This window comes from Marinobacter sp. M3C, assembly GCF_023311895.1.
Lineage (GTDB): Bacteria > Pseudomonadota > Gammaproteobacteria > Pseudomonadales > Oleiphilaceae > Marinobacter.
The window spans coordinates 2,492,725-2,506,098 of sequence record NZ_CP092284.1; the positions used below are offsets into that span (position 1 = coordinate 2,492,725).

Sequence of the window (13,374 nt, forward strand, 5' to 3'; positions counted from 1 at the left end):
TTCAGACCAGCTCACTGCCCATGCGGCCAATCGGCGCAAAAGCTTCCTTTATAGGCCAAACCGCGGCTACAAGCCAAGGTGCCTGATCCAGTTGCCGCACCGACATAATGGTTACGTCACCATCGCCGTTATCGGTTTTTGCAGTTCCCTCGAATCCATCCATAGCTTGCATCAGTATCGTGTTCTCTGATCGCAGGGGCACCATAAACTGCCCGGCACGCCCGTTTACCAACGTTGTGCCACTGGGGGTTGCAATGCCGATATAACCGGTTTTCGCAAAGCGGATATTGCCGAATTTTTTCAGAATATGTTCGCCCTCAAGCAACATGACGCCGCCAATCATCCCGATAAAACGCTGGTCATGATTGAACACTGGCGCACCGATCATAACCGCAGGTTTACCGTCGTCAGAAGATACGTAAGGCTCGCTGATAATCGGTGTCATCAGCGTGGATATACGGTCAAAATACTCGCGGGTGCTGAGGTCCAGCCCCTTTGACAGGCCAATGTTCGGGGATTCAGCCTGCAGGAGACCCTCAGCATCGAGAATAAACAGGCTATCAAAAAGATGCAGCAACTCGGTTTGGCGCGACAAAAACAGCTCAGCCCGGTCACGAAACACCTGTTCGGTCATGGTCAGGTTTGTTGCCACTTGGCTGATAATATTCAGACGCATAGACAGTTTATCGTCCAGTTCATAGGCCACCACAGCGGCTACAGACTCAACATGTGCCTTTGCCTGCTGCTCCAGTTCCCGCTGGCTCAGCAGGCCACTTACCAGCATCACCGTCAGCGCAACCACTAGAATCACAACAACGACCATAGCGGTCGCCCGGTTCACCAGACTGCCCAGCCAATGTTTAATCAACACGCTGATGCTCGGCAAATTTTTGAATGATCGGCACTTATGGCTCCCTGGTCACAGCGTGTTTTTACATAGGGGCTAAGTTTAGCAAACCTGAGCACCCAAAAAATACATGGCATATGCTTATAACCGCACGGCAGCCAGCGCTTCGCCGCCACATTCATTATACGCTGGCAACAACTTGCCCGGGCCGCAATAATTGGCCCAGAATTTGGGCAGCTCTTCGCCCTAAGTGTTTTCTGAGCCTAACAAAAAATCATAAACCACTGATCTTAAATGACGTTAACAATCTGGCACAGAATTTGATTAGATTACCGGGTCCAGATTAGGACAGCAGGAATGCAACCTTTAAACACGTCACGGAGCAGACAATGCCAACCCCTTGTTATATCAATATCGAAGGCCAAACCCAGGGCCATATCACTGCCGGAGCTTTCACCGCCGATTCTGTCGGCAACATTTACGTAGAAGGCCACGAAGATGAAATTCTGGTGCAGGAATTCAGCCACGTCGTTACCGTACCTACCGACCCCCAATCCGGCCAACCCTCCGGCCAGCGCGTGCACAAACCGTTCAAGTTCACCTCGGCCCTGAATAAAGCCACACCGCTGATGTACAACTCTTTGGCGTCTGGTGAGATGTTGCCAAAAGTGGAACTGAAGTGGTACCGAACCTCGGTAGAAGGCAAACAGGAGCACTTCTTCTCGACCATTCTGGAAGACGCCACCATCATTGACATCAACTGCAATATGCCCCATTGCCAAGATACCACCAGTTCAGACTTCACCCAGCTGGTTACCGTGTCGCTGTCATACCGCAAAGTCACCTGGGAGCACGGCGTGGCCGGGACTTCCGGCGCCGACGACTGGCGCACGCCGATCGAAGCGTAGCTTTTAATTCAGCTCTCAGAGAGCGAGCCCTCTCCTGTCTGAGAGTTGAACCTATCAAAGGGAGATTAATAGTGAGCTACATTGCTCTTACCGATGAGGAAGTCACTGTTATTCAGGCAATTATTACTGCTTTTTATGGAGAGCGTATCGCGAACCGTTTTCATGCTGGCAGCATAACATCGGAAACTTTAGAACTTGTTGCGCAACTGATTACTGAAACCGATGAGTGCAGTCGCTGGATTGATGCTGTTCCAAGTCCCAAAGACCTACTTGTTCCAACAAGCGGTATTCGAAAATGGGCAATCAGAGTTATCCGAGCGGCAGGGGAGCCATTCGCTCGAGGCTCGGTCAAAATCAGCCTTACTTGCAAGTTAACTCGTGGGTTACAATTCAGGAGTTTGCTGGAAGCTTCACTCGGATAAGACACGGACGCCTAAAAAATGAAATTCATTGGAATTGTCGTATTCGCTTTAATTTTATCCGGCTGCGCGTCGTCTAAGCCAATATCTTTTTCACCCAACAAAGAATACTCAGTGTCGGTTCAGTCGTCTGTGTTTGACACCGTGCGAATTGACAACAACGATACAACTCTATTCCTTGACGGAAAATCCATCGGATTCATTCGGGTTGAACCAGTACCCGAGGGTGCATCTTCAGCGGCTGACTTCCTAAACGCACTCAGATCGAGCTCGGAATCAGACACAGTGACAACGAAATCATTGAGTTTTCCAGCAGGATTTTCAGGGTTTGCCGCAAAGAATCGTAATTATCTGACTGGTTACTTGTTTAATGAGCGAAATTCGGGCTCAGTTCTTATTTTCAGTTTTCCAGAAGATGAGTTCGATCAGATTGCAGAAACTGTTTCCCGCGGTATCTAACATGTTTGAATCAGTTCATTCTTAACCCAGTGCCTTTCTCAACTAACTCCTAGCAAACTAGCCATTGCCCTCATAATCTTGTAAAACCTGCGGTGAATTCATTGCAACGCGCTGCGACCCTCAATGACAACATCTATTTCACAGTATCAGGCCATAAACCTTGGCCGACTTATGTGCCAGGCTACCGACCAAATTTTGTGGCAACCCGCTGCTGTCTGGATTAATGCTCAAGGCAAGGCGAAGTCACTGTTGTGCCGTGTGGGGTCCGGGCAGGCTACCTATCACCGTTACGACACCCGCAGCCATACGCATGTCATCAACTACGGGCAACGCATGATTTTGGCCAAATACCAGCCGGAAACCGCCGTTGGCTGGTTGTCGGCGCGGGAAATTCGAAAAAGGGGTTATTTTGACGGTGAGGTAAGTCCGCTTAATTTACTGGCCCATACCTGTTGCCACGAGTTTGCCCATTTGCTGCAACAGGTCGCAGGTCAGCGCCACTTTGGTTCCGTCCACAATCGCCATTTTTACGACATTCTGGACCAGCTGCATAACAGCGGCGCAGCTCAGGGTGCCCGGGCATTTTTACAGAAGCAGGCGGGCGAGCGCGGGCTGAGCCTGCCGGCACAGCCGTTCACACCAATCCACGCCGAAGCCGAGGTGTCGCAGCAACAGTGGCAGGTAGGTGAATGTGTGAGCTTTGGCGTAGGACAGCGCCAGCGGCAGGGCATTATTAGCAGGGTGAATCGCAAGACCTGCACCGTGAAAGGTACCGGTGCCAGCCGTGGGCTGCTCTACCGGGTACCCAAGGCTATGCTGAAAGCCCATTAAAGCGCGGCAATCAGTGAAGCAGGCTGCCACGATTGCGCTCTGAAATCTGAGTGTTCAATGTCCAAAAATCGTACAGAACACCCACCAGAAACAGGCCCCCGGTAAGCAGGTAAAGAACTCCGGTTATCCATTTTCCCATGTACATCCGATGCAGCCCAAGCAAACCGGTAAACGTCAGCAGTAACCAGCTTACGTTGTAGCTGACGGGGCCTTCGGCAAAACGGTGATCGGCTTCTTCATCCATACCTGGAATCAGGAAAAGGTCGACGATCCAGCCCACTAGAAAAAGGCCAAATGTGAAGAACCAGATGGTGCCGGTAATCGGTTTGCCGTAATAAAAACGGTGCGCACCCAGAAAGCCAAAAATCCAGAGTAGATAGCCAAAAAACTTACTGTGTGTATTGGGTCTTTGCATAGTTTTCTCGATAGTGCTTTAGAGAATGCTTTAATTGGAGAATGTTCTGAGTTGGTATTAACGCTTTATGCCTGACCCTGTTATGACTTTATGTGGGACTGAGCTGTTGCCAAATCAACCCCCGCCAGAGCAACCACACCGCTCTGGATAACTTCTCCCTTGCGCCACAAACGCCACTCTCCGGGCCGATACACATCCCACTGTTCATCAGAGGTCAGCGGTTCGGTGACCACCACGCTAACGATGTCATTGGGGGTGGTCTCTGCTTCAAAGTCGATGGTCACGTCGGTGTCTTTCAGGCGCGCCGGCCCAAAAGGTGCGCGACGGGTAATGCTGGCCATTTTTGTGGAGCAAAAGGTGAACAGCCAATCGCCGTTACTGAGCAAAAGATTGAATACGCCTTGGCGGGCATAGGCTGCTGACAGCTGAACCAGCTGGTCTACCGTATCCTGCTCGGTGCTGTGGCGGTCGCTGTTATCGCGCAAATGGTTCAGTAAATCACAGAACAGGGCTTCACTGTCGGTGCTGCCAACGGCCTCATAAAACCCTGGCTTCGCGCTAAAATCCGACAGCTGGCCATTGTGAGCAAACACCCAGTAACGACCCCAGAGTTCCCGCATGAACGGGTGGGTGTTGGCCAGGCAAATCTCACCCACATTCGCCTGCCGAATATGGCACAGTGCCACTTCGCTTTTGATGGGGTGGGTTTGTACCACCTCGGCAATGCGGGAACTGGCACTGGCGTCTACATCGTGAAACGCCCGTACGCCCTTGCCTTCATAAAAAGCCACGCCCCAGCCATCTTTGTGTGGCCCGGTGTCGCCGCCACGGCGGGTCAGGCCGGTGAAGCTGAAACACAGATCGGTCGGGGTGTTGGCACTCATCGCCAGCAGTTCACACATAACGCAGTTTTAACCTCGGCAAATCAGACATACTTCAAATATACAGGGTTTGGACGGCACGCGTCCTGACAACCCCAATTCATTCCATGGCAGCACCACCCAATTTGGGTACAATTAAGAGCAATTTTCGTATTTACTCGTGCAACGCTCACCCTATGGAACTCACTATGGAATGGAGCATTACCCACCTCTGGCTGATTCTGGCGCTCTTGCTGGGCCTGGCCGAGCTGACATCCGGCGTTATGGTGCTGTTGGCCCTGGCGATTGCTGCTGCATTTACGGCAGTACTGGCGTTTCTCGGCTTTTCCCTGGAATGGCAACTGGCGGGAATGGGCTTATTTTCGGGCATCCTGGTGCCCGTTGCTATTCGCTGGCTGAAGCCGCGTTTCTCGCCTAAAGGCGTAGCCTACGGCACGACCGGCACCGGCGTAGATCAGGGAAAGCAATTCAGCAGTTTACGCCGTGATTTTGACGACGCCACCGGCATCAAAGTGAACGGTGACTTTTATCGCCTGCGTGTACAATCGGGCGGACAAACCGAGCTGCCAGAAGGCACAGCACTTGTTTTTGACCACTTCGATGGCACCACCGCCATTGTTGAACTCGCAACCCCCAAGGACCTGTAACCATGGAAGAGTTTCTAACCCCGGGGCTGGTTATCAGCCTGATTGTTGTCGCCATTGGCATTTTTATTATCGCCAAAGGCCTAGTGATTGTGCGCCAGTCTGAAGTGATGGTGATCGAGCGTTTGGGCTCTTTTAACAGAATTCTGGAAAGCGGCGTGAACATCATTATTCCGTTCATCGAACGGCCTCGCGCCATCACCATGATCCGCTATTTGCGCAGCGGCCAGGATTACCAGGCCGTGATGAGTGATGAAGCACGCATCGACCGACGCGAAACCGTGATGGATTTTCCCGGCCAGCCGGTGGTCACCACTGACAACGTAACCGTGTCGATCAACGGCGCCCTTTACTATCAGATTATCGATCCGCGCCGCGCGGTGTATGAAGTAGCCAACATGAGCCAGGCGGTGGAAGTGTTGGCCAAAACCACCCTGCGCTCCGTGGTAGGCAAAATGGAGTTGGATAAGCTGTTTGAATCCCGCGCCGAAGTAAACAATGCCATTCAGGCCGAAATGGAGGAGCCTGCGTCCAAATGGGGTGTAAAACTGACTCGGGTAGAAGTGCAGGACATCAGCATGCCCGAAGAAGTTGAAGAGGCCATGCGCCTGCAAATGGCCGCCGAGCGTAAACGCCGGGCCACCGTGACCGAAGCCGAGGGCGAAAAAACCGCTGCCATCGCCAAGGCCCAAGGCCAGCGCGAAGCGGCCATACTGAACGCCCAGGGCGACAAAGAATCCGCCATTCTGCGGGCCCAGGGTGAACAGGAATCCATTCGCCTGGTGTTGAGCGCCATCGGCGACAGCGAAGACAACAAGCAAACCGTTATCGGCTATTTACTGGGGCAAAGCTACATCAAGGTATTGCCCAATATGGCAAAAGACGGCGAGCGGGTGTTCGTGCCTTACGAGTCGTCTGCGCTGCTGGGCTCTATGGGTATGTTCCGCGACCTTGCGGGCAGCCCGGAAGATGCGGTGCGCAGCTCACTGAAAAAAGACGGTCTGCGCGCCGGCATGCTGGGATCTTCCGGCCAGGCCTGAGGTCTTGTTGCACCTGACCTGTTGGGCCCTAGCCCAGCAGGTTGTCTAGGGGCTGATCGTAGCTGGGGGCGAAAACCTCTAAAAAGTACGCCACTTCGGGCAGTGTTTCCTGAGTAAGCCGCCGGTGTATCTGCGCCGCGGCTGGCTCGAATTCGCGATTTCCTGCCGCCACTTCCGCGCGGCATTTTAGCCACGCCGATAACCGGTCTGCGGCTTTAATCAGTTTTTTCTCTTCCTCACCCAAAGCAGATTCCTGCACATAGGGCGCAAACACCTTTTACAAATGTGGCGGCAATAACGCCAGCAGTTCGGCCTCGGCTTTGTGCTCAATGTCTCCGAACGCCTGGCGCATCACACGACAACCCAACTTCCACTACTCACTAAGTTAAGGCATTGGCGCCAAGGCACCTCGGTACAGACCCAGTACTCGAACTTTGATACCTATGGCAAGCCCCAATCCATAGTCGAAACAACCAATTACAGTAGTGCGACCGATCGTACTCGTACTCAGACCTACAGCCACTCTGCAAGTAACTGGATCCTCGGTTTAATCACTCAGGAAATTATTGATTACCCAAACAACGCTCCCGTCACCCAGTGGATCACCAACAACACCTACGATGCTGCTGGAAACGTATTGAGCAACGATCAATCAGGTGTCCTGACCACCTATGCCTACACCAACGAAGGGGATATAGAAACGGTTACGGATGCCAACGCTAACGTAACGACCTTCTCCAACTACCATCGTGGCTCCCCTCAAACTGTTAGTCGACCTGAAGGTGTGACCGAGTTCCAAGTGGTGAATGACGATGGAACCTTGTACTCATCGACCAATGGCCGGGGCTACACCACGTTGTTTAGTTGGGACGATCTGAACCGACTGACCGGAATTAATTTCCCCGTTAATGCGGACGTTTCGATCAGTTACGATAACGATTCAGCCGTGTTGACGCGAGGGGCGTACAAGGAAACCCAGTCATTCGATGGTTTCTGGCGGTCTCTTGGTATTAAGCGCGAGGACACAAGTACCACCGCATCCATCGAGGTAACGAAGGAGCGCGACGAAGTTGGCAATGTCACCTTTGAGAGCTATCCCAATAGCACCCAGGGAAAGAACATGGCCTACGATGCGCTGCGGCGCACCACTAGCATAACCTTCCCGGATCAAACATCCCGCACCTTCAGTTATCCGAATGGAGCAGTCGTTCTGGAAGTGGACGAAAATGGTCAGCAAACGGAAAAGCTGTTTGTCTCCCATGGCAGCATGGACGACGCTTGGCTCACCAGCATCTACTCACCGGAAAGCATCGGTACCCTTATCTACCGCGACGGCCTCGGCCAAGTGTATCGAGTATTTCAAGGTGAGGTGCAGCAAGACGGTCAACTATTCGGATATGCTCGATTATACACCCGGGATACCCGTGGTTTTCTGATGCAGGAAACCCATCAGGAAACGGGCACGACGGTATACGGCCGCGATAATGCTGGCAACATGACCAGCAAAGAAATTGGCTTAAGTGGCATTGTGGAAACTCGGACTTACGATGGCCTGAATCGGGTGGAGGCCATTTCCTATTCCGATGGTACTCCAACCGCCACATTCTCCTACGATGACAACAGCTACGTAACCTCTGTGTCTAATTCGACCTCCACTCGTACCTACAACTATGACCTGAACGGCAACCTGAAGGCCGAATCGCTCACTATTGGCAGCGCCACTTACGATGTGTCCTACGGAATTGACAACCTGGATTACCTGAGCAGCATGACCTACCCAAGTGGCCGTGTGGTTGATTACGGCACCAATGCGTTCGGCTGGCAGACCCAGGCGGCACCCTACGTTAGCTCCGTTACGCATTACCCCTCCGGTTCGTTGGATACCATGAGCTATGCAAACGGTGTAGTAACAGATCAGAACCTCGATAGTCGACTGCGGCCTGATTCGCTTGTGGCAGGTAATGGCCAACTCAACTTCGTTGATCTGCAATTCGGGTACGACCTGGCAGGCAATCTGGATAGCGTTGTCGATAACGTGGGCTCACTGCACGACAGAACAATCGGTTATGACGGTGCCAATCGCTTGACCTCAGCTACCGGCCCATGGGGCACGGAGACGATCTCTTACGATGGCCGAGGCAATATACTTACCCGTGACCGCAATGGCGATTTGCAGGAGTATTACTACAGCTCCGACAAAATGACGTACCGGGTTTTCCCAAACTTCTACTACATCATCGCTCACGATGCCCGAGGCAATATGACCAGCGATGGGCTGAATATCATGGTCTACGATGGTGCGAACAATCTCGCCTCCATCGATAGTGGCTCAGACATCATCGACTACACCTATGATGGCGCAAACACGAGGGTGAGTCGGGCTTCGTCCACAGATTTCATCAACGTGCTCTATTCGAGCAAAGGGGATCTGCTGGGCGAGTACGACTTGTCAGCCGGATTTAAAGAATACATCTATGTTGACTCTAAGGTCGCGGCGAAAGTTGTCGATGACACTGCTGTCGTAGGCCAATAATCGTCAGGGAGGACCACATCATGAAATTCATGTTAACGAAAACATTAGCCGCTTTTGTGGCATTGATTCTCATCTCACTGCCCCTTAATGCGGCAGAGCTAGTGACCTACTACCACAATGACCAATTGGGATCGCCGTTAGCGGCAACAGACAGCTCAGGGGCTGTTGTCTGGCAACAGGCGTATGATCCTTGGGGCGAGTCTGTCACCACTACCGCCAACAATCGAGCTTTCACCGGCAAATGGCGCGACCTGGACACGGGGCTAAACGACTACTTTGCGCGGTGGCAGAGCTCATCAATAGGTCGTTTTACGCAAATCGATGACGCGCCGTGGCATGAATCAAACATTCATTCCTTCAACCGGTATGCTTACGCGAACAATAGTCCCTATCGGTACAAAGATCCTGACGGGAATCTACCGGTTGATACGATCTGGGACGCCTTGAACGTTGTTTATGATGGTGCCCGTATTGCTTACGGTAACGCAACGGGCAACGATCAAATGGTGGCGGAAGCGACCACGGACATGGCTGTTGATTTGTCTGCCATGTTTGTCCCCTATCTGCCAGCTGGTAGTAGTAAGCTTGCGCGAGTTGTGGAAGGAGCAAGCGAGGCTAAAAAGGTCCATAAGAACTCGCTTGACTATGTTGGTGAAACCCACGTTTACCGCGTCAAAGGGCCTGACGGTTCGATTTATAAGGTAGGTGAGAGTGCGCAAGGCACTAAGGGGCGCGATGGTGCATCAATCAGAGCCGAACAACAGGCCAGAAGGTTAACTAGAGAGACCGGTGAAACCTACACTTCTGAAATCCGTAAAACATTCCCAGATAAAGCATCTGCACGAGATTATGAGACGCGAGTAATCGAGCGTTTCCGCCGGATGCATGGGCAAGACACGTTACCAGGAAATAAGACAAACCGATGATTACTAAACCTCCGCATAATCGAAAGTTGGGGCTGAGCGGTGTAGCCCTGACGAAACAACGTAACAACCGTCATGACACCAAAGCATTAACAGCAGTACGAGATGAATTAGAAAAAATTATTATTGATTCCGAATACTTAGAAGGCGCGTCATTTTTCTGGGTAACGATTGCTGTTCGTTATGGTTTAAAAAATGATGATAAGCCAAGCTATCAAGCAGTAAATAAAAAGTATGGCGATCTTCCCTTATCTGTTGAGGTGGATACTCAAGAATTGATAGGTGCTTCGCTTGAAGAGTTAAAGCTGATTTTTAAGAGAGCTGTGTTGAAAGCTTTGATTCATGCAGGTAAGAAATTTGAGCGGCCAATAGTGCCATTTGAACAGGCGTTGGAATCTTTACCTGAGTCAGCTTCCTAAATTTGATTGCCCCGCTTTGCGGGGCTGTTTTTATCTGTTTTATCAATCTTCCCTTGGTCGCCTCCTTGTACCACTTTTGCGGTGTTCTTTGTATAGCTGGCTTCCAGCTGCAGGGCTTGATTGCGCTTTCGGTTACCGCCCGCCCCCAGAAAGTAAAAAAGCCCGCATTGCGGGCTTTTTTACGGTTACTCGTACTGATCATAACCTATCGTTATCAATAAGATATTTCACCACCTCACCCATGGATTCAAAATGGATGACATTAGACTTACCATCTTCACCCAAACTCCAACAGGAATACCCGTTTGTGCTCTTTAGACAGTGTCATTCCTATAATCAGAGAAGCCATCAAGTAAATCATTAAACGGGGTAGTCGGTTAGCTCCTCTACCCACTATATGTTGTGTTTTCACCAGAGGTACCCGTGAGTTATTTTAGCCTCGGTCACCGGCTCTGTGATGACCGCCTGCGTATTCCAGACCAAGGTTGCCACTGATTCCAGTCGAAGCCTGCCACCCATTCCACGCGAAAGCTGCCACTGATTCCACGGCAACGCTGCCACCCCGGCAGGCTGCCTGATTCACCCCATCGAAACCGTCCGGCGCGGGATAACTTAACGGTACTCTGAGTCTTTTCATCCGGAGAAGACCCGATGCCTGCGAAGAGGTTATCCATGCGTAAGATCAAAGAAGTCCTTCGCCTCAAATGGGAACGAGGGCTGAGTAATCGACAGATTGCAGCGGCCTGCGGCGTCAGCCGCCCTACGGTAAGCGAGTATCTTCGGCGTTTGGCCGAGGCCGGTCTGAGCTGGCCACTGCCGGAAGATCTGGGTGAGGCTCGCCTTGAGCAGCTGTTGTTCCCACCCCCTCCAGATCTGCCGGCCGAGGTTCGAGGCATACCGGACTGGCATCAGATCCACGAGGAACTGAAGGGTAAATACGTCACTCTGTTCCTGCTCTGGCAGGAGTACCGGCAAGCGAACCCGGAAGGGTATCAGTACAGCTGGTTCTGTGAGCACTACCGGGCCTGGCAGGGCAAACTGGACCTGGTGATGCGCCAGGACCATCGAGCGGGTGAGAAGCTGTTTGTGGACTATGCCGGCCAGACCGTGCCCGTCATTGACCGCACCACCGGAGAGATCCACGAGGCGCAGGTCTTTGTGGCGGTGCTTGGGGCCTCCAACTACACCTACGCCGAAGCCACCTGGAGCCAGAAGCTGCCGGACTGGATCGGCTCCCACATCCGGGCCTTCGAATTCCTCGGGAGTGTGCCGGAACTGGTGGTTCCGGACAACCTTAAATCCGGTGTTACCAAGGCCCACCGCTACGAGCCAGACCTCAACCCGACCTACCAGGACATGGCCGCCCATTACGGCGTGGCCGTGGTCCCCACAAGGGTCCGAAAGCCCTGAGACAAAGCCAAGGTGGAAGGCGGTGTGCTGATCGTCGAACGCTGGATCCTGGCGGCGCTGCGCCACCGTCAGCACTTCTCCCTGGGGCAGCTCAATGCCACTCTCCGTGAGCTGCTGGAGAAGCTCAATCGCCGCCCCTTCCGAAAGCTGCCCGGATGCCGGCGCGACCACTTCGAACAGCTGGACAAACCCGCCCTACAACCCTTGCCAGCTGAGCGTTATGTCTACGCGGAGTGGAAGAAGGCCCGGGTGAACATCGACTACCACATAGCCGTTGACGGGCATTACTACTCGGTGCCCTACACCCTGATCAAAAAGGAAGTGGAGGTCCGGATCACCCACAACATCATTGAGTGTTTTTACCGGGGCAACCGGATTGCTAGCCATCGCCGCTCTGACCAGAAGGGACGGCATACCACCGTCGCCGCCCATATGCCCGAATCCCATCGGCAGGCGGGTGAGTGGTCGTCGGAACGGCTGATTGCCTGGGCGGCCAAGACCGGACCCGCAACGGAAAAACTCATTCGCACCGCCTTGAGTGCCCGAAAACACCCGCAGCAGGCCTACCGCTCCTGCCTGGGTATTCTCCGGCTGAGAAAGAGCTACGGCGAGGCACGACTGGAAGCCGCCTGCCGTCGAGCCCTGATGCTGGGTAGCTGCCGCTACAAAAGCATTGAATCCATCCTAAAACATCGGCTAGACCAACAGCCCCTGGAAGAGCAGCAAGAGCTGGCCTTACCCGATACCCACGACAATATCCGCGGCCCGGCCTACTACCACTGAGGGAACCTGACATGCTGAAACATCCGACTCTGGACAAACTCCATGCCCTCAAATTGACCGGCATGGCCGCTGCACTGGCTGATCAGTCAGCCACGCCCGACATCACAGAACTGAGCTTCGAGGAACGCCTTGGACTGCTGGTTGACCGGGAGATGACCGAAAGAGACAACCGACGCTTGACCAGCCGGCTGCGCCGGGCTGGACTGCGACACACCGCCGTTCTCGAAGACCTGGATTACCGGAACTCACGCGGCCTGGATAAGGGATTAATCCAATCCCTGGCAAGCTGCCAATGGGTGAAGGAACACCTGAATGTGCTCATTACCGGCCCCACCGGTGTTGGCAAAACTTGGTTAGCCTGTGCCCTGGCGCACAAAGCCTGTCGGGAAGGCTACACCGCGCAGTACGTTCGCCTGACTCGGCTGCTACGAGAACTGACCATCGCCAAAGGAGACGGTCAGTACCCCAAACTGCTAGCAAATCTCGCCAAAGTCGATGTACTGATCCTGGACGATTGGGGGCTCATGAAACTGAGCGCAGAGAACCGAAGAGACTTGTTGGAAGTGCTGGAAGACCGTTACGGCCGTCGTTCCACCATCGCCACCAGCCAACTCCCTATCGAGGAATGGCATGACGTCATCGGTGACGCCACTCTGGCAGATGCCATTCTGGATCGGCTGGTTCACAACGCCTACAAGATCAATCTCAGGGGTGAATCCATGCGAAAACGACAAGCAAAGTTGACGGGCACCACAGCTTCGGAGTAACAATGAAATCCCCGCGTCGCTACGCTCCGATGGGTGGCAGCCTTGCGCCGGTCCGGGTGGCAGGCTTCAGGTGGAATGGGTGGCAACCTTCAGCG

Annotated in this window: 13 protein-coding genes and 2 pseudogenes; 11 read left to right on the forward strand and 4 right to left on the reverse strand. The window is 53.1% G+C overall.

The genetic code is table 11. From position 1 onward, the window contains the following. Window position 1: 1 nt before the first annotated feature. Window positions 2-871 (reverse strand): cache domain-containing protein, encoded by an 870-nt coding sequence (locus tag MIH18_RS11610; RefSeq protein ID WP_249007164.1) that lies wholly within the window; start codon window positions 869-871, stop codon window positions 2-4. Between the two features lie 365 nt (window positions 872-1,236). Here MIH18_RS11610 and MIH18_RS11615 point away from each other — a divergent pair, with 365 nt between their 5' ends. The 4 genes from MIH18_RS11615 (at window position 1,237) to MIH18_RS11630 (ending at window position 3,464) form a co-directional block, all read left to right on the forward strand. Next, window positions 1,237-1,755, forward strand: coding sequence for an Hcp family type VI secretion system effector (locus tag MIH18_RS11615; protein ID WP_249007163.1), 519 nt, complete (start codon window positions 1,237-1,239; stop codon window positions 1,753-1,755). A gap of 71 nt (window positions 1,756-1,826) precedes the next feature. After that, window positions 1,827-2,177, forward strand: a complete 351-nt coding sequence (locus MIH18_RS11620; protein WP_249007162.1) for a hypothetical protein — start codon at window positions 1,827-1,829, stop codon at window positions 2,175-2,177. A gap of 18 nt (window positions 2,178-2,195) precedes the next feature. Continuing rightward, on the forward strand, window positions 2,196-2,633 hold the full coding sequence (locus MIH18_RS11625; protein WP_249007161.1) for a hypothetical protein: 438 nt from the start codon (window positions 2,196-2,198) through the stop codon (window positions 2,631-2,633). 123 nt (window positions 2,634-2,756) lie between these two features. Next, the gene (locus MIH18_RS11630; protein WP_249007160.1) at window positions 2,757-3,464 is read left to right on the forward strand and encodes a hypothetical protein; all 708 of its coding nucleotides are present in this window, start codon (window positions 2,757-2,759) and stop codon (window positions 3,462-3,464) included. Window positions 3,465-3,474: 10 nt separating this feature from the next. Here MIH18_RS11630 and MIH18_RS11635 read toward each other — a convergent pair whose 3' ends face one another. After that, on the reverse strand, window positions 3,475-3,879 hold the full coding sequence (locus tag MIH18_RS11635; RefSeq protein ID WP_249007159.1) for a TM2 domain-containing protein: 405 nt from the start codon (window positions 3,877-3,879) through the stop codon (window positions 3,475-3,477). Between the two features lie 80 nt (window positions 3,880-3,959). Beyond that, window positions 3,960-4,781, reverse strand: coding sequence for a class II glutamine amidotransferase (locus tag MIH18_RS11640; protein WP_249007158.1), 822 nt, complete (start codon window positions 4,779-4,781; stop codon window positions 3,960-3,962). Between the two features lie 167 nt (window positions 4,782-4,948). Here MIH18_RS11640 and MIH18_RS11645 point away from each other — a divergent pair, with 167 nt between their 5' ends. Then, window positions 4,949-5,407 carry a nodulation efficiency, NfeD-like protein gene (locus MIH18_RS11645; RefSeq protein WP_249007157.1) on the forward strand — a complete coding sequence of 153 codons (459 nt, stop codon included), beginning with the start codon at window positions 4,949-4,951 and terminating at the stop codon, window positions 5,405-5,407. Between the two features lie 2 nt (window positions 5,408-5,409). Further along, window positions 5,410-6,444: an SPFH domain-containing protein gene (locus MIH18_RS11650; RefSeq protein WP_249007156.1), complete on the forward strand. Its 1,035-nt coding sequence runs from the start codon at window positions 5,410-5,412 to the stop codon at window positions 6,442-6,444. A gap of 28 nt (window positions 6,445-6,472) precedes the next feature. Here the strand turns inward: MIH18_RS11650 and MIH18_RS11655 are convergent. Then, window positions 6,473-6,802: pseudogene (locus MIH18_RS11655) on the reverse strand (YfbR-like 5'-deoxynucleotidase); the annotation flags it as partial. Here MIH18_RS11655 and MIH18_RS11660 point away from each other — a divergent pair. The 5 genes and pseudogenes from MIH18_RS11660 to istB all read left to right on the forward strand — a co-directional run bounded on the left by MIH18_RS11660 (window position 6,767) and on the right by istB (window position 13,279). Further along, a complete protein-coding gene (locus MIH18_RS11660) occupies window positions 6,767-8,977 on the forward strand; it encodes a hypothetical protein (RefSeq protein WP_249012478.1) in 2,211 nt (736 codons plus the stop codon). The pseudogene MIH18_RS11655 and the gene MIH18_RS11660 overlap by 36 nt on opposite strands. A 20-nt stretch (window positions 8,978-8,997) precedes the next feature. After that, entirely contained in the window at window positions 8,998-9,903 is a 906-nt protein-coding gene (locus MIH18_RS11665; RefSeq protein ID WP_249007154.1) for an RHS repeat-associated core domain-containing protein, read from the forward strand. Further along, window positions 9,900-10,319 carry an Imm39 family immunity protein gene (locus MIH18_RS11670; RefSeq protein ID WP_249007153.1) on the forward strand — a complete coding sequence of 140 codons (420 nt, stop codon included), beginning with the start codon at window positions 9,900-9,902 and terminating at the stop codon, window positions 10,317-10,319. The genes MIH18_RS11665 and MIH18_RS11670 overlap by 4 nt, the downstream gene beginning before the upstream one ends. A gap of 651 nt (window positions 10,320-10,970) precedes the next feature. Beyond that, a pseudogene (gene istA, locus MIH18_RS11675) lies at window positions 10,971-12,512 on the forward strand (IS21 family transposase). Between the two features lie 11 nt (window positions 12,513-12,523). Next, window positions 12,524-13,279 carry an IS21-like element helper ATPase IstB gene (gene istB, locus MIH18_RS11680; RefSeq protein WP_098419152.1) on the forward strand — a complete coding sequence of 252 codons (756 nt, stop codon included), beginning with the start codon at window positions 12,524-12,526 and terminating at the stop codon, window positions 13,277-13,279. The last annotated feature ends 95 nt before the right edge of the window (window positions 13,280-13,374 follow it).

Bases quoted from the DNA above. Each gene is read 5' to 3' on its own strand.
- MIH18_RS11625 (WP_249007161.1), top strand. From the start codon at position 2,196: ATGAAATTCATTGGAATTGTCGTATTCGCTTTAATTTTATCCGGCTGC.
- istB (WP_098419152.1), top strand. From the start codon at position 12,524: ATGCTGAAACATCCGACTCTGGACAAACTCCATGCCCTCAAATTGACC.
- MIH18_RS11635 (WP_249007159.1), bottom strand. From the start codon at position 3,879: ATGCAAAGACCCAATACACACAGTAAGTTTTTTGGCTATCTACTCTGG.
- MIH18_RS11630 (WP_249007160.1), top strand. From the start codon at position 2,757: ATGACAACATCTATTTCACAGTATCAGGCCATAAACCTTGGCCGACTT.
- MIH18_RS11645 (WP_249007157.1), top strand. From the start codon at position 4,949: ATGGAATGGAGCATTACCCACCTCTGGCTGATTCTGGCGCTCTTGCTG.
- MIH18_RS11640 (WP_249007158.1), bottom strand. From the start codon at position 4,781: ATGTGTGAACTGCTGGCGATGAGTGCCAACACCCCGACCGATCTGTGT.
- MIH18_RS11665 (WP_249007154.1), top strand. From the start codon at position 8,998: ATGAAATTCATGTTAACGAAAACATTAGCCGCTTTTGTGGCATTGATT.
- MIH18_RS11650 (WP_249007156.1), top strand. From the start codon at position 5,410: ATGGAAGAGTTTCTAACCCCGGGGCTGGTTATCAGCCTGATTGTTGTC.
- MIH18_RS11670 (WP_249007153.1), top strand. From the start codon at position 9,900: ATGATTACTAAACCTCCGCATAATCGAAAGTTGGGGCTGAGCGGTGTA.
- MIH18_RS11615 (WP_249007163.1), top strand. From the start codon at position 1,237: ATGCCAACCCCTTGTTATATCAATATCGAAGGCCAAACCCAGGGCCAT.